Here is a 15013-nt window from a genome sequence, read left to right as displayed (position 1 = left end):
GTGAGCTCCGAAAGGGGAGCTCACGCATCATGGCTAATTTAGGCGGTGTTTCCGAAGCGCTCGCTCGGGTTCGTTCGTAGCTGACTGCACTTTGTGAACTGGCCGTGAATATTTGCTCGAAAGGCGAGTGGAAACTCTGCTTTTCGGCGTGCTTCAGGCCTCATGTCACCTGCGCTTGTTACAACTGCAAAACTCCACCGTTCGTAGCGAAAGCCCCGTAGGACGGCCTCGCATCCTGGTGAATTGCGTTGGTCAGGGCCGGCTGTTGGCCGTTGGTCCGCTGTCCAGGCCGCTTTTGGCGGCGTTCGCGACTATAGCAGTAATCATTAAGTGCTTCAATTCCATAAAAAATTGTTATCATTTGCGCCATGACGACTACTGCCCCCTCGACCCCAGGCGTTCAACTGCTTGAGGTCTCGCCGGAATATGCCGGCCAACGCATCGACAATTTCCTCCTCGCTCGGCTCAAAGGCGTGCCCAAGACCTTGATTTACCGCATTTTGCGCAAAGGCGAAGTGCGGGTGAACAAGGGCCGGATCAAGCCCGAATACAAGCTGCAGGCGGGCGATATCGTGCGCGTGCCGCCGGTGCGCGTGCCGGAGCGTGACGAACCCGTGCCCGTGGCGCAGGGTTTGTTGCAGCGCCTGGAGGCTTCGATTGTCTATGAAGACAAAGCCCTGATCGTGATCAACAAGCCCGCCGGCATCGCTGTGCATGGTGGCAGCGGTCTGAATTTCGGGGTGATCGAAGCCTTTCGTCAGTTGCGCCCGGACGCCAAGGAGTTGGAGCTGGTCCATCGCCTCGACCGCGATACTTCTGGCTTGCTGATGATCGCCAAGAAACGCAGCATGCTGCGTCATTTGCATGAAGCCTTGCGCGGCGATGGTGTCGACAAGCGCTACATGGCGCTGGTGCGCGGCAACTGGGCGACCTCGATCAAGCAGGTCCGTGCGCCGCTGCTCAAGAGCAACCTGCGTTCCGGCGAGCGCATGGTCGAAGTGAACGAAGAGGGTAAGGAGGCCTTGACCGTGTTCAAGGTGCTGCGCCGCTTCGGTGACTTTGCCACCATGGTCGAAGCCAAACCGGTGACCGGTCGTACTCACCAGATCCGTGTGCATACCCTGCATGCAGGGCATTGCATTGCCGGCGACAGCAAGTATGGCGATGACGATTTCACCAAGGAAATCCGTGACCTGGGCGGTAAGCGCCTGTTTCTGCATGCCTACATGCTGACCGTGCCGTTGCCCGATGGCGGCGAGCTGAAATTGCAGGCGCCGGTGGATGAAATGTGGGCCAAGACCGTGGAGCGCCTGAGTGCACCCTGATTACAAGCTGCTGATCTTTGATTGGGACGGCACCCTGGCAGACTCCATTGGTCGGATAGTCGAGGCCATGCATGTGGCCTCCGATCGCTCGGGGTTTGCCCGGTGCGACGATTTTGCGGTCAAGGGCATTATCGGCCTGGGATTGCCAGAGGCGATCCGCACGCTGTATCCGCACATCAGCGATGCCGAGCTGGTAGATTTTCGCCAGCATTATGCCGATCACTACATCGCTCTCGAGGCCGAGCCTTCTCCGTTGTTTGCCGGGGTGGTGCAGTCTCTCGAAGCTTTCCGGGGCGAGGGATATCATCTGGCGGTAGCGACCGGTAAGGCGCGGCGTGGCCTGGATCGGGTGTTGAAGGCGCATGGCTGGGAAGATTATTTCGACATCACCCGCGCTGCCGACGAAACCGCGAGCAAGCCTCATCCGCTGATGCTCGAGCAGATCCTGGCGCATTGCGAGGTGCGCCCCGAGCAGGCGTTGATGGTCGGGGATTCCTCTTTCGACCTGCTGATGGCGCGTAACGCGGGCATGGCATCGGTTGCGGTCGGTTATGGTGCGCAATCGCTGGAAGTCTTGCAGGCTTACGAGCCGCGCCTGTCTATCGATAGTTTTCCTCAATTGCATGCCTGGCTCGGCCAGCGGGGCAATTGAGTCTTTTGGGGTAAAAGCATGAGCGACGAATGGAAGGCGCCGAGTAAATCAGCTGCCGACAGTGCTGACGACAAGAGCTGGAAACTGCTGGAAAAGACCCTGCTGGCCGGTGTGCAAGAGCAGCGGCGTTCGCGGCGCTGGGGGATTTTCTTCAAGCTCCTGACCTTTGTTTATCTGCTTGTGGCCCTGGCGCTGTTTACGCCGTTGATGGATATGGAAAAAACCGCCACCCGCGGGGCCGGTTACACGGCGTTGATCGAGGTGGCGGGCGTGATCGCGGACAAGGAGTCAGCGAGCGCCGACAACATCGTGACCGGCTTGCGTGCGGCTTTCGAGGACTCGAAGGTCAAAGGCATTGTGCTGCGTATCAACAGTCCTGGCGGTAGCCCGGTGCAGTCGGGTTATGTCTATGACGAAATCCGTCGCCTGCGTGGCTTGCATCCGGATATCAAGGTGTATGCAGTGATTTCCGACCTGGGGGCTTCCGGCGCCTACTACATTGCCAGCGCTGCCGATCAGATTTATGCCGACAAGGCGAGCCTGGTCGGTTCCATTGGGGTTACGGCGGCCGGTTATGGTTTCGTCGGCACCATGGAGAAGCTGGGTGTGGAGCGTCGTACCTACACCTCGGGTGAGCACAAGTCGTTCCTGGATCCGTTCCAGCCGCAGAAGCCCGAGGAAACCCAGTTCTGGCAGGGGGTGCTGGATACCACTCATCGCCAGTTCATCGCCAGCGTCAAGCAGGGGCGTGGCGAGCGTCTCAAGGATAAGGATCATCCGGAGCTGTTCTCCGGCCTGGTCTGGTCCGGCGAGCAGGCGCTGCAACTGGGCTTGATCGATGGGCTGGGGAGTGCCAGCTCGGTTGCCCGGGATGTGGTCGGCGAGAAGGAGTTGGTGGATTTCACCGTGCAGGAGTCGCCTTTCGATCGCTTCTCGAAAAAGCTGGGTGCCAGTGTTGCCGAGCATCTGGCCATGTGGATGGGCTTTCAGGGGCCGACACTGCGTTGATTGCGCTGTTTTAAAAAAAAGCCGGCCCTATGGCCGGCTTTTTTAGTGTGGGTGGTCAGGGGATTTCCACGCTTTCGGCGAGCAGCATGTCTACCAGGCGGATCAGCGGCAGGCCGATCAGGCTGCTGGCGTCGCTGCCCTCGGTGCTGCGGAACAGGCTGATGCCCAGGCCCTCGGCCTTGAAGCTGCCGGCACAGTCATAAGGCTGTTCGGCGTGCAGGTAGCGTTCGATGCGGGCAGGGCTCAGCTCGCGCATATGCACGGTGAAGGGTATGCAGTCGACCTGGCAGTGGCCGCTCTTGCTGTTGAGCAGGGCCAGGCCGGTGAGAAAGGTCACGCTGGCGCCGCTGGCGGCGAGCAATTGCTCGCGCGCCTTTTCGAAAGTGTGGGGCTTGCCTATGATGCGCTCGCCGAGCACCGCGACCTGGTCCGAGCCAATGATCAAGTGTCCTGGGTGGGTGGCGGCCAGTGCTCGGGCTTTCTCTTCGGCGAGGCGCTTGACCAGGTCGCTGGCGGATTCCCCGGGGCGGTGGCTTTCGTCGATATCCGGTGAGCTGCAGGTGAATGGCAGGCGCAGGCGGGTGAGCAATTCGCGCCGGTAGGCCGAGCTTGAGGCAAGTAATAAAGGCAGCATGCGCATCTCCTGAGGCTGGCCGCGAATTCTAGCGGGGCTTGCAAGTGACGGACAGGGCTGAATTTCCTTTGACATGGCCGGGGGCATCCCTATAATGCTGCGCCTATGTTGAATGACCCGATTCCACCTCACGTTGACCCGCGCAAATTGGCTGACCGTGGCACCACCCTTCAAGGTGAACTGCTGCTGGCCGATTTGAAGAGACTCTGCGACCCGCTTTCCGACGATGTCGGTACGGTGCAGGCTAAATTCGTTTTTGAACGAGATGAACGTAAATCTGTGGTGATCCACAGCTTTATCGACACTGAAGTCAAAATGGTTTGCCAGCGTTGTCTTGAGCTGGTCACCCTGCCGATCCACAGCGAATGCAGTTACGCTGTGGTGAAGGAGGGTGCGAATACCCAGTCGTTGCCGAAAGGTTATGACGTGCTGGAACTGGGCGAAGATCCTTTGGATCTGCAGGCTTTGATCGAGGAGGAGCTTTTGCTCGCCTTGCCCATCGTGCCTGCTCATCATCCGGAAGAATGCCAGCAGCCGGCGGGTCTCGATGAGCCCGAACCGAGCGAGGACGAGGTAACGCGGTCCAACCCGTTCAGTGTATTGGCGCAGTTAAAGCGTGACCCAAACGTTTAGGAGTTAATCAATTATGGCTGTTCAGCAGAACAAAAAATCCCGCTCTGCCCGTGACATGCGTCGTTCGCACGACGCTCTCGAGGCTAGCACCCTGTCCGTAGAAAAGACCACTGGTGAAGTTCACCTGCGTCACCACGTATCGCCAGAAGGCGTATACCGTGGTCGTAAAGTGATCGACAAGGGCGCTGACGAGTAATCCTTGTCCGCTCAAGTCATCGCGATTGACGCAATGGGCGGGGACTTCGGTCCCCGCAGCATTGTTCAGGCCAGCCTTGCTTGCCTGTCTGCCACCCCCTCGCTGCACCTGGCCCTTGTCGGTCAACCTTTCCTTCTAGAAGAACTGATTTCCGGTCATTCGGCTGTGGATCGCGCGCGCCTGACGGTTGTGCCCGCCGCAGAAGTCATTGGCATGGATGAAAAACCTTCCCAGGCTCTGCGTGGCAAGCCGGACTCCTCCATGCGGGTGGCGTTGGAGCTGCTGCGTGATGGCAAGGCCCAGGCCTGTGTCAGCGCCGGCAATACCGGTGCGCTGATGGCGTTGTCGCGTTATGTGTTGAAAACCCTTCCGGGCATCGATCGTCCGGCGATGGTGGCGGCTATTCCAACCCAGCGCGGCTATTGCCAACTGCTGGATCTGGGGGCAAACGTCGATTGCAGCGCCGAGCACCTGTTCCAGTTCGCGGTCATGGGGTCGGTGGCGGCCGAGACGCTGGGGGTCGTTCGTCCGCGAGTGGCGTTGCTCAATATCGGTACTGAAGACATCAAGGGCAATCAGCAGGTCAAGCTGGCAGCTAGCCTGCTGCAGAATGCCCGGGGTTTGAATTACATCGGCTTTGTCGAGGGCGACGGGTTGTATCGCGGCGAGGCGGACGTGGTGGTGTGCGACGGTTTTGTCGGCAACATCCTGCTCAAGTCCAGCGAGGGGCTGGCGACCATGATTGCCGCGCGTATCGAATCCCTGTTCAAGCAAAGTGCGGTTTCCCGTGTGGTCGGTGCTCTGGCGCTGCCGCTGATGCGGCGTCTGCAGGCCGATCTGGCGCCGGCGCGACACAATGGCGCGAGTTTTCTCGGCTTGCAGGGAATAGTCGTGAAAAGCCACGGTTCGGCAGGGGTTCAGGGTTTCCAGAGTGCGATTCAACGGGCGTTGATCGAGATCCAGGAAAACCTCCCGGAGCGCCTGCATGGGCGGCTCGAAGATCTGTTGCTTTAGGCGTTTGCACTCGGAAATGCTTAAATGTGACCGCTCAGTTCAATTGGCCATCCAACTGTCAGTTTCTTGCGTCCACCACGGTGGGGCGTCAATTCTCCGACGACAAGATCATTAGGGGCTTGTTACATGTCTGCATCCCTCGCATTCGTCTTTCCTGGACAGGGCTCGCAGTCCCTCGGCATGTTGGCCGAGTTGGGCGCGCAGTACCCGTTGATCCTCGAAACCTTCAAAGAAGCTTCCGATGCTCTGGGCTACGATCTCTGGGCCTTGACCCAAGAGGGTCCCGAGGAGCTGCTCAATCAAACCGACAAGACCCAGCCGGCCATTCTGACTGCCTCTATCGCCCTGTGGCGTCTGTGGCTGGCGGAAGGCGGGGCGCGTCCGGCGTTCGTTGCCGGCCATAGCCTGGGTGAATACAGCGCGCTGGTTGCCGCTGGCAGCCTGACTCTGGGCGAAGCCGTGAAGCTGGTAGAGCGTCGCGGTCAGTTGATGCAAGAAGCCGTTCCTGCAGGGCAGGGCGGCATGGCGGCGATTCTCGGCCTGGAAGATGCCGATGTGCTGGCCGCTTGTGCCGAAGCCGCACAAGGCGAAGTGGTCAGCGCGGTCAATTTCAACTCCCCGGGCCAGGTGGTGATCGCCGGCGCCAAGGCCGCTGTCGAGCGCGCCATCGAGGGTTGCAAGGCACGTGGCGCCAAGCGCGCCATGCCATTGCCCGTCAGCGTGCCATCACACTGCGAGCTGATGCGTCCGGCTGCCGAGCGTTTCGCCGAGTCGATTGCCGCCATCAACTGGCAGGCGCCACAGATTCCGTTGGTGCAGAACGTCAGCGCCGATGTGGCGCCGGATCTCGAAACCCTCAAGCGCGACCTGCTGGAGCAGTTGTACAAGCCGGTGCGTTGGGTGGAGTCGGTGCAGACCCTGGCCGCCAAGGGCGCCACCCAGTTGGTCGAGTGCGGTCCGGGCAAGGTCCTGGCGGGTCTCAACAAGCGCTGCGCCGAAGGCGTATCGACCTCTAACCTGAACACCCCAGATGCCTTCGCTGCCGCTTGCGCAGCGGTGGTCTGAATTAGGAGAAGCCTGCATGAGTCTGCAAGGTAAAGTTGCATTGGTTACCGGCGCCAGCCGCGGTATTGGCCAGGCCATCGCGCTTGAGCTGGGTCGCCTGGGCGCGATCGTTGTGGGTACCGCAACTTCCGCTTCGGGGGCCGAGGGTATTGCTGCCACCTTGAAGGAAAACGGCATTCAGGGCGCAGGCCTTGAACTCAATGTCACCAGCGACGAGTCCGTTGCTGCCGTACTGGCCAGCATTCAGGAGCAGTTCGGCGCACCGGCGATCCTGGTGAACAACGCCGGTATTACCCGTGACAACCTGATGATGCGCATGAAAGACGACGAGTGGTACGACGTGATCGATACCAACCTGAACAGTCTGTATCGCCTGTCCAAGGGCGTTCTGCGCGGCATGACCAAGGCTCGCTGGGGTCGAATCATCAGTATTGGTTCGGTGGTGGGTGCCATGGGCAACGCTGGCCAAGTAAACTACGCCACCGCCAAGGCGGGCCTGGAAGGTTTCAGTCGTGCTCTGGCGCGTGAGGTTGGCTCGCGGTCGATTACCGTGAACTCGGTGACTCCGGGTTTCATCGATACCGACATGACCCGCGACTTGCCTGAAGCGCAGCGTGAAGCGCTGCAAACACAAATTCCGCTGGGTCGTCTGGGGCAGGCTCAAGAGATCGCGCAAGTGGTCGCTTTTCTTGCATCCGACGGTGCGGCATACGTGACCGGGGCTACAATCCCGGTGAACGGCGGGATGTACATGTGAGTTAAATGTGACGGATTGCTTCAAAAAAATGTCATACGAGCTGTCTAAAATCCGTTATAAAGCTGCAATCAATTTATAGGCAGGTGGCCAAAGGGTTTGAGGAGTGAAGCTTTCAGTTGAAAAGCTGAAAAGCCTTTCTATACACTTACCCACTGGCCAGCTGCCTGAATTTGTCCATTAGGAGTGAAAACAAGGTATGAGCACCATCGAAGAGCGCGTCAAGAAAATCGTTGCTGAGCAACTGGGCGTTAAAGAAGAAGAAGTTGTTAACACCGCTTCCTTCGTTGAAGACCTGGGTGCCGACTCCCTTGACACCGTTGAGCTGGTGATGGCTCTGGAAGAGGAATTCGAGACCGAAATCCCTGACGAAGAAGCTGAAAAGATCACTACCGTTCAAGCAGCTATCGACTACGTTACCAGCCACCAGGCTTAATCGTATTTAGTCGTCTTTTGCTGTCATGGAAAAACCGCACTGCCGTTACGGCGTGCGGTTTTTTCTTTAGGCCTGATGCAAAGTGTCGTCATTAGAAAAAAGGAGAGTGCTGTGTCGCGTAGACGCGTCGTAGTCACCGGTATGGGTATGTTGTCGCCACTGGGTACGGATGTTCCGAGCAGTTGGCAGGGCATTCTGGCTGGCCGCAGTGGCATTGGTCTGATCGAACACACCGACCTTTCTGCCTATTCCACCCGTTTTGGCGGCTCGGTAAAGGGCTTCAATGTCGAGGAATACCTGTCGGTCAAAGAGGCCCGCAAGCTCGACCTGTTCATTCAATACGGCTTGGCGGCCGGTTTTCAGGCAGTGCGTAATGCCGGCCTGGAAGTGACCGATGCCAACCGCGAGCGAATCGGCGTTGCCATGGGGTCGGGTATTGGCGGTTTGACCAATATCGAAGAAACCAGCCGCACGCTGCATGATTCCGGCCCGCGTCGAATTTCTCCGTTCTTCGTGCCTGGCTCGATCATCAATATGATTTCCGGATTCCTGTCCATCCATCTGGGTGCCCAGGGGCCGAACTACGCCATTTCCACGGCCTGTACCACAGGTACCCACTGCATTGGCATGGCGGCCCGCAATATTGCCTTCGGCGAAGCCGACGTGATGATCGCCGGTGGCGCTGAAATGGCCGCCTGCGGTCTGGGCATGGGCGGCTTTGGCGCATCCCGTGCGCTGTCGACCCGCAATGACGAGCCAACCCGTGCCAGCCGTCCTTGGGACAAGGGCCGTGATGGCTTCGTGCTGTCCGACGGTGCCGGCGCGCTGGTGCTCGAAGAGCTGGAGCATGCCAAGGCCCGTGGCGCGACCATCTATGCAGAACTGATCGGTTTTGGCATGAGCGGCGACGCTTACCACATGACTTCGCCACCCGCCGATGGCGCCGGTGCGGCGCGTTGCATCGCCAATGCGCTGCGTGATGCCAAGCTGAACGTCGAGCAGGTGCAGTACATCAACGCCCACGGTACCTCGACCCCTGCCGGTGACCTGGCGGAAGCCGAGGCGATCAAGAGCGTGTTCGGCGATCACGCCTACAAGCTGGCGATCAGCTCCACCAAGTCCATGACCGGCCATCTGCTGGGTGCCGCGGGTGCCATTGAGGCCATCTTCAGCGTGCTGGCGATCAACAGCCAGGCAGCGCCACCGACCATCAACCTCGATGAGCCGGATGAAGGTTGCGACCTGGATTTCGTGCCACACACCGCACGCAACATGGACATCGACGTGGTGCTGTCCAACTCCTTCGGGTTCGGCGGTACCAACGGCTCCCTGGTGTTCCGCCGGTTCGCCGGCTGATGGACAGCTGGGTCGACGGTCAGCCGGCTGACGTTCTGTCGCTCAAGGACCGCGGCCTGGCTTATGGCGATGGCCTGTTCGAGACCATCGCGGTAAGGGCAGGCCAGCCCTTGTTGCTGGAGCGACACCTGCTGCGCCTGGCCGAGGGCTGTTCGCGCCTGGCCATCGCTGCCGATCAGGCGTTGATCCGCAGCGAGCTCACCGCCTACGCCTCGCTGCTGGGGGAGGGCGTGCTCAAGCTGATCCTCACCCGGGGTGACAGCCAGCGCGGTTATGCCGCCGACCCGCGAGCGCAGCCGCGGCGAATCCTCCAGGGCAATGCGCCGGCCGCTTATCCGGCGACGCATGCCGAGCAGGGGGTTCGACTGTTCCCTTGCACCACCCGCCTGTCCGAGCAGCCCTTGCTCGCCGGCCTCAAACACCTCAACCGACTGGAGCAGGTTCTTGCCCGTTCCGAGTGGCAGGACAGCGAGCATGCCGAAGGCTTGATGCTCGACGTTTCCGGGCGGGTGATCGAGGGCGTGTTCAGCAATCTGTTCCTGGCGCGCGACGGTGCCTTATTCACGGCCGATCTGAGCCGTTGCGGGGTCGCCGGAGTGATGCGCGCTGAAATATTGTTTCAGGCCGCGTCGTTGGCTATTCCCACGGAAATCGCCGACATCAGTCTCGAACAGTTGCAACAGGCCGACGAAGTCTTTGTCTGCAACAGTGTCTATGGCATTTGGCCGGTGCTTGCCTGTGGCGCGCTGCGCTGGTCGGCCGGACCGCTCACCCGTAAACTGCAACGCATTGCCCGCACGCTACTGGATGCCTGATTTGTGAGACGTAAACTATTGCTTCTGCTGGAGACCGGACTGGTTCTGGCAGGTCTGGCGCTGGGCGCCTCGGCCTGGAAGTTGAACTCGGCGCTGGAGCAGCCTCTCAACCTGACCCAAGAGCAATTGCTCGACGTGCCGGCTGGCTCGACGCCAGGCGGTACCTTCAACCGTATGGAAGCCAATGGCGTTCTCAAGGACGCGTTCTGGCTGCGCCTGTACTGGCGCTTCAACATGGAAGGACAGCCACTGCACAGCGGCGAATACCGCATGACCCCAGGGATGACCGCGCATGGCCTGATCGGGGTCTGGCAGCGTGGTGAAGTAGTGCAGTACAGCCTGACCCTGGTGGAAGGCTGGACCTTCCGTCAAGTGCGCGCGGCGTTGGCCAAGCATGACAAGCTCGAGCAGACCCTGAATGGGTTGAGTGACAGTGAAGTCATGGAAAAACTCGGTCATGGTGGCGTTTTCCCCGAAGGCCGGTTCTTTCCCGATACCTACCGTTTCGTACGTGGGATGACCGATGCCGAGCTACTGGAAAAAGCCTACAGCCGCCTGGACGAGGTGCTGGCCAAGGAATGGAACAAGCGCTCGGCCGATGTGCCTTATACCGAGCCCTATCAGGCGCTGATCATGGCCTCGCTGGTGGAGAAGGAAACCGGCGTGCCCCAGGAGCGCGGGCAGATTGCCGGGGTATTCGTGCGCCGCATGCAGGTGGGTATGTTGCTGCAAACCGATCCGACGGTGATCTATGGTCTGGGCGAGCGTTACAACGGTAAGTTGACCCGCGCCCTGCTGAAGGAAGCGACCCCCTACAACACCTACGTGATCAGTGGCTTGCCGCCGACGCCGATCGCCATGGTCGGTCGCGAGGCGATCCATGCCGCGCTCAACCCGGTGCCGGGCAGCAGTCTGTATTTCGTGGCGCGTGGCGATGGCAGCCATGTGTTCTCCGACGATCTGGATGCGCATAACAATGCCGTGCGCGAGTTCCAGCTCAAGCGTCGCGCCGATTATCGTTCCAGCCCGGCACCGGCGGGCAGCCCGGCGGCTTCCGAAACTCCGGAGTCGACTCCGGCGGCGTCACCCGATACGGCGCCCGAGGCGGTTCCGCAGGCGTCCCCTGAAGAGCCTTCTCAGGAGGATCCCCAAGTGAGCCCGGAAGTACCGCCGCAAGCACCGCTCGAAACTCCCGTCGAGCCCGAGCCGAAAAGCCCGCAATGACTTTGATTAAGGACTGCCTGTGACTGGCTTGTTTATTACTCTGGAAGGCCCGGAAGGCGCGGGTAAGAGCACCAACCGCGAATACCTGGCCGAGCGCCTGCGCGCCGCTGGCATCGAGGTGTTGCTGACTCGCGAGCCGGGCGGTACGCCCTTGGCCGAGCGGATCCGCGAGGTGCTGCTGACCCCCGGCGACGAGGTCATGAATCCCGATACCGAGCTGTTGCTGGTGTTCGCCGCGCGCGCCCAGCATCTGGCCGAGGTGATTCGTCCGGCGCTGGCCCGTGGCGCGGTGGTGTTGTGCGACCGTTTTACCGATTCCACCTACGCCTATCAGGGCGGTGGTCGTGGTTTGTCCGTGGAGCGCATCGCGACCCTGGAGCAGTTCGTTCAGGGTGAGCTGCGACCCGACCTGACCCTGGTGTTCGACCTGCCGGTCGAAGTGGGTCTGGCCCGCGCCAGTGCCCGTGGCCGTCTGGACCGTTTCGAGCTGGAAGGCCGGGTATTCTTCGATGCGGTACGCCAGGCATACCTGAAGCGCGCGGCAGCCGATCCGGCGCGTTACCTGTTGGTGGATGCGGCGCAGCCGCTGTCCCAGGTCCAGCAAGCACTGGACGCCCTGTTGCCGAAATTGCTGGAGCTGCACCGTGGCTGAGGCCTTTCCCTGGCAGGACGAACTCTGGCAGCAGTTGGCGGGCCGAGCGCAGCATGCCCACGCCTATCTGCTCCATGGCCCGGCGGGCATCGGCAAGCGTGCACTGGCCGAGCGCCTGATGGCGCGCCTGCTGTGCCAGCGTCCGGCCGGACTGGATGCCTGCGGGCAATGCAAGTCGTGCTTGCTGCTGCAGGCCGGCAGCCATCCGGACAACTACGTGCTGGAGCCGGAGGAGGCGGACAAGGCGATCAAGGTCGACCAGGTGCGCGAGCTGGTCAGCTTCGTGGTGCAGACCGCGCAACTGGGCGGGCGCAAGGTGGTGCTGATCGAGCCGGTGGAGTCGATGAACATCAACGCTTCCAACGCGCTGCTGAAAAGCCTCGAAGAGCCGTCCGGCGATACGGTGTTGCTGCTGGTCAGCCACCAGCCGAGCCGTTTGTTGCCGACCATCAAGAGTCGCTGCGTGCAGCAGGCCTGTCCTCTGCCCAGTGAGGCCATGAGCCTGCAATGGCTGAGCAAAGCCCTGCCGGACTGCTCGGAAGAGGAGCGGGTCGAGCTGTTGACCCTGGCGGCCGGTTCGCCCCTGGCGGCTGTCAGCCTGCAAGCCCAGGGCGCGCGCGCGCAGCGGGCGCAGGTGGTCGACGGGGTGAAGAAGTTGCTCAAGCAGCAGCAATCGCCGACCCAGCTGGCTGAAGGCTGGAATGCAATACCCTTATTGCTGCTGTTCGACTGGTTTTGCGACTGGTCGAGCCTGATCCTGCGCTATCAGCTGACGCAGGACGAGGAGGGGCTGGGATTGGCCGATATGCGCAAAGTGGTGCAGTACCTCGCGCAGAAGTCCTCCCAGGCCAAGGTTCTGGAGATCCAGGACTGGATCCTTGCGCAGCGCCAGAAGGTGTTGAACAAGGCCAACCTCAATCGGGTGCTGTTGCTCGAAGCCTTGCTGGTGCAGTGGGCCGCACTGCCCGCGCGCAACTGACGGCGGCGCCTGGAAACAAACCGAATCGCCGGCTGCTGCTCGGGCCGGCCTGTTCATTGACCGAATGTGGTTGTCGCTTCTTATGCTTGTAGATTCCCATTGTCACCTTGATCGCCTCGATCTCGCCGCCCATGACGGCTCCCTGGATGCCGCCCTGGACACGGCCCGTCAGCGCGGTGTCGGGCATTTCCTGTGCATTGGCGTCAGTGCCGACAATGCGGCCGACGTCAAGGCGTTGGCTGAGCGTTATGACGACGTCGATTGCTCGGTGGGTGTCCATCCCCTGGATGTCCAGCCTGGTGCGGCGCCAGCCCTCGACTGGCTGCTGCAGGAACTGAACCATCCGCGGGTGGTGGCCATTGGCGAGACTGGTCTGGATTACCACTACGAGCCGGAAGCCGCGCAGTTGCAGCAGGAATCCTTCCGCCTGCACCTGCAAGCCGCCCAGCAGACCGGCAAGCCGGTGATCGTCCACACCCGTGGCGCGCGCGCCGATACCCTGACTCTGCTGCGCGAAGCGGCGTTGCCGCAAGCCGGGGTCCTGCACTGCTTCACCGAAGACTGGGATATGGCCAAGGCCGCGCTGGACCTGGGTTTCTACATTTCCCTGTCCGGGATTGTCACTTTCCGCAATGCCGATGCACTGCGGGACGTGGCGCGCCAGGTGCCGGCCGACCGTTTGCTGGTGGAAACCGATTCGCCGTACCTGGCGCCGATTCCTTATCGCGGCAAGCCCAACCTGCCGCAGTACGTGCGTGAAGTCGCCGAGTTCCTGGCCATGCTGCGTGGGGAGCCCTACGAGCGTTTTGCCGAACAGACCACCGAGAACTTCAAGCGTCTGTTCCCGCTGGCGCACGTCAAGGGCTGAATCGCAGGCAAAAAAAACCCGGGTTCTGGGGGGTGAATCCGGGTTAAGACCATTAGGAGTAAAACAAAGGCACGCCATCCCTTGGTACCTTCATCGGCGCTTCACTTGGGGGAGATGTCACGCCGACATTTCAAGTATTGATCACTATTGAATTCAGTCCAGTTGGCCTTGCTCGTTTTTTAAACAAATTTGGAATACGAGCGCTTCGCTTGAGTTCTCATTGCCGGGCGATATCAGCCACGATGGCAAGAGTTTCGTCGATTACGCGCTTTTCAGTATAGAAATGCGGTGAAAATCTAACCCCTGGGCCACGGGGAATACACACCACCTGCTGCTGTTGCAGCGCCTCATGAACTGCCTGATTATCGATGCCATCGATACTGAACGAGAAAATTCCGCCGCGTCGGGCAGGGTTGAGCGGGGTGTGCAGGCGTACGCCGGGGATAGCATTCAGGCCATCCTGGAGCCACTGGACCCGTTCGGCGATCAAGGTCGCCACGTGCTCCATGCCCACTTCTTCCAATAACGACAGGCTTGCTTCCAGGGCCATGGCGCCGAGCATGTTCGGGCTGCCGCACTCGAAGCGCCGCGCGCTCTTGGCCGGTTCCCATTCGCTGCGGCTGTAATCGCCCATGTGTTCCAGCATGTGCCAGCCGAACTCATGGAGCTTGAGCTGCGCGCGCAGCTCGCTGCGGCAATAGAACACGCCGAGGCCTTCAGGCCCGAGCATCCATTTGTGGCCGTCGGCCATGGCGAAGTCGCATTGATAGGCCTGGACATCGAAGGGTTGGGCGCCCAGTTGCTGGATGGCGTCGATGCAGAACAGCACGTTCTGTTGTTTGCAGCCTGCGCCCAGGCGCTGCAGGTCCAGGCGCAGGCCGCTGGCGAACTGCACCGCGCTGATCGCCATCAGCCGGGTGCGCGGCCCGCAGGCGGCCAGCAGAGCGCCTTCCGGATCGTCGCCCTTGAGGCCGACCTGCAGCACTTCCACACCCTGGCTGGCCAGGGCTTCCCAGACGACGCGGTTGGAGGGGAATTCCTCGTCGCTGATGACGATCTGGTCACCTTGTTCCCAAGGCAGACCAAAGGCGACGAATGACAGCGCCTCCGAAGTATTTTTGACCAGCGCGATGTCATCCGTTGACGGTGCATTTAGCAGGCGCATCAGGCGTTCGCGCAGGCGTTGCTCAAGGGCCATCCAGTCCGGATAATCCCGGGCGCCCAGCAAAACGTTCTCTTTGGCGAAGCGCGCCACGGCTTCGGCGGCCCGATTCGGCCAGGGGGCGACAGCTGCGTGATTCAAATAACGCAGGCCCGGGGCCTGTACAAATTCATCAAGAAACATAGTCATGGTCGGATGATCCGTGCATTTTGGCGCAATTTAGGCATAATACGCGGCTTC

Annotated in this window: 17 protein-coding genes; 15 read left to right on the top strand and 2 right to left on the bottom strand. The window is 60.8% G+C overall.

All coding sequences use genetic code 11. The features are described from left to right. Window positions 1–368: 368 nt before the first annotated feature. The 3 genes from rluC to sppA are packed head-to-tail and all read left to right on the top strand — an operon-like array spanning window position 369 to window position 2985. Window positions 369–1325: a 23S rRNA pseudouridine(955/2504/2580) synthase RluC gene (rluC, locus tag AC07PQ_RS23835; RefSeq protein WP_007928042.1), complete on the top strand. Its 957-nt coding sequence runs from the start codon at window positions 369–371 to the stop codon at window positions 1323–1325. Beyond that, window positions 1315–1977: an HAD-IA family hydrolase gene (locus AC07PQ_RS23830; RefSeq protein WP_007928046.1), complete on the top strand. Its 663-nt coding sequence runs from the start codon at window positions 1315–1317 to the stop codon at window positions 1975–1977. The genes rluC and AC07PQ_RS23830 overlap by 11 nt, the downstream gene beginning before the upstream one ends. Before the next feature lie 18 nt (window positions 1978–1995). After that, window positions 1996–2985: a signal peptide peptidase SppA gene (sppA, locus tag AC07PQ_RS23825; protein WP_007928048.1), complete on the top strand. Its 990-nt coding sequence runs from the start codon at window positions 1996–1998 to the stop codon at window positions 2983–2985. Window positions 2986–3040: 55 nt separating this feature from the next. On the opposite strand, the gene AC07PQ_RS23820 is transcribed toward sppA, so the two are convergent. Continuing rightward, window positions 3041–3619 (bottom strand): Maf family protein, encoded by a 579-nt coding sequence (locus AC07PQ_RS23820; RefSeq protein WP_493185301.1) that lies wholly within the window; start codon window positions 3617–3619, stop codon window positions 3041–3043. Window positions 3620–3724: 105 nt separating this feature from the next. On the opposite strand from AC07PQ_RS23820, the gene AC07PQ_RS23815 reads away from it, so the two are divergent. The 12 genes from AC07PQ_RS23815 (at window position 3725) to AC07PQ_RS23760 (ending at window position 13611) form a co-directional block, all read left to right on the top strand. Beyond that, window positions 3725–4252: a YceD family protein gene (locus AC07PQ_RS23815; RefSeq protein WP_007928051.1), complete on the top strand. Its 528-nt coding sequence runs from the start codon at window positions 3725–3727 to the stop codon at window positions 4250–4252. Between the two features lie 13 nt (window positions 4253–4265). Continuing rightward, the gene (gene rpmF / locus AC07PQ_RS23810; RefSeq protein WP_003179396.1) at window positions 4266–4448 is read left to right on the top strand and encodes a 50S ribosomal protein L32; all 183 of its coding nucleotides are present in this window, start codon (window positions 4266–4268) and stop codon (window positions 4446–4448) included. Window positions 4449–4451: 3 nt separating this feature from the next. Beyond that, on the top strand, window positions 4452–5462 hold the full coding sequence (plsX, locus tag AC07PQ_RS23805) for a phosphate acyltransferase PlsX (protein ID WP_150049778.1): 1011 nt from the start codon (window positions 4452–4454) through the stop codon (window positions 5460–5462). 126 nt (window positions 5463–5588) lie between these two features. Continuing rightward, window positions 5589–6527: an ACP S-malonyltransferase gene (gene fabD, locus AC07PQ_RS23800; protein ID WP_492571659.1), complete on the top strand. Its 939-nt coding sequence runs from the start codon at window positions 5589–5591 to the stop codon at window positions 6525–6527. Between the two features lie 16 nt (window positions 6528–6543). Continuing rightward, complete coding sequence (gene fabG / locus AC07PQ_RS23795) at window positions 6544–7284, top strand: 3-oxoacyl-ACP reductase FabG (RefSeq protein ID WP_007928054.1); 741 nt, start codon at window positions 6544–6546, stop codon at window positions 7282–7284. A gap of 196 nt (window positions 7285–7480) precedes the next feature. Next, window positions 7481–7717 (top strand): acyl carrier protein, encoded by a 237-nt coding sequence (gene acpP / locus AC07PQ_RS23790; protein WP_003175607.1) that lies wholly within the window; start codon window positions 7481–7483, stop codon window positions 7715–7717. Between the two features lie 111 nt (window positions 7718–7828). Then, complete coding sequence (gene fabF / locus AC07PQ_RS23785; protein ID WP_007928055.1) at window positions 7829–9073, top strand: beta-ketoacyl-ACP synthase II; 1245 nt, start codon at window positions 7829–7831, stop codon at window positions 9071–9073. Beyond that, a complete protein-coding gene (gene pabC, locus AC07PQ_RS23780) occupies window positions 9073–9888 on the top strand; it encodes an aminodeoxychorismate lyase (protein WP_493185300.1) in 816 nt (271 codons plus the stop codon). The genes fabF and pabC overlap by 1 nt, the downstream gene beginning before the upstream one ends. Window positions 9889–9891: 3 nt before the next feature. Then, the gene (mltG, locus tag AC07PQ_RS23775; RefSeq protein WP_493185299.1) at window positions 9892–11112 is read left to right on the top strand and encodes an endolytic transglycosylase MltG; all 1221 of its coding nucleotides are present in this window, start codon (window positions 9892–9894) and stop codon (window positions 11110–11112) included. A gap of 19 nt (window positions 11113–11131) precedes the next feature. After that, the gene (gene tmk / locus AC07PQ_RS23770; protein ID WP_007928062.1) at window positions 11132–11764 is read left to right on the top strand and encodes a dTMP kinase; all 633 of its coding nucleotides are present in this window, start codon (window positions 11132–11134) and stop codon (window positions 11762–11764) included. Then, window positions 11757–12743 carry a DNA polymerase III subunit delta' gene (locus AC07PQ_RS23765; protein WP_493185298.1) on the top strand — a complete coding sequence of 329 codons (987 nt, stop codon included), beginning with the start codon at window positions 11757–11759 and terminating at the stop codon, window positions 12741–12743. The genes tmk and AC07PQ_RS23765 overlap by 8 nt, the downstream gene beginning before the upstream one ends. A gap of 82 nt (window positions 12744–12825) precedes the next feature. Next, entirely contained in the window at window positions 12826–13611 is a 786-nt protein-coding gene (locus AC07PQ_RS23760) for a TatD family hydrolase (RefSeq protein ID WP_493185297.1), read from the top strand. A 217-nt stretch (window positions 13612–13828) separates the two neighbouring features. On the opposite strand, the gene AC07PQ_RS23755 is transcribed toward AC07PQ_RS23760, so the two are convergent. Continuing rightward, window positions 13829–14962 carry an aminotransferase class V-fold PLP-dependent enzyme gene (locus tag AC07PQ_RS23755; protein WP_007928066.1) on the bottom strand — a complete coding sequence of 378 codons (1134 nt, stop codon included), beginning with the start codon at window positions 14960–14962 and terminating at the stop codon, window positions 13829–13831. Window positions 14963–15013: the final 51 nt, after the last annotated feature.

Source organism: Pseudomonas sp. GW821-FHT09E12 (assembly GCF_059416085.1).
Note: the sequence above shows the minus strand (reverse complement) of the source record. Positions and strands in the feature narration are given on the sequence as shown.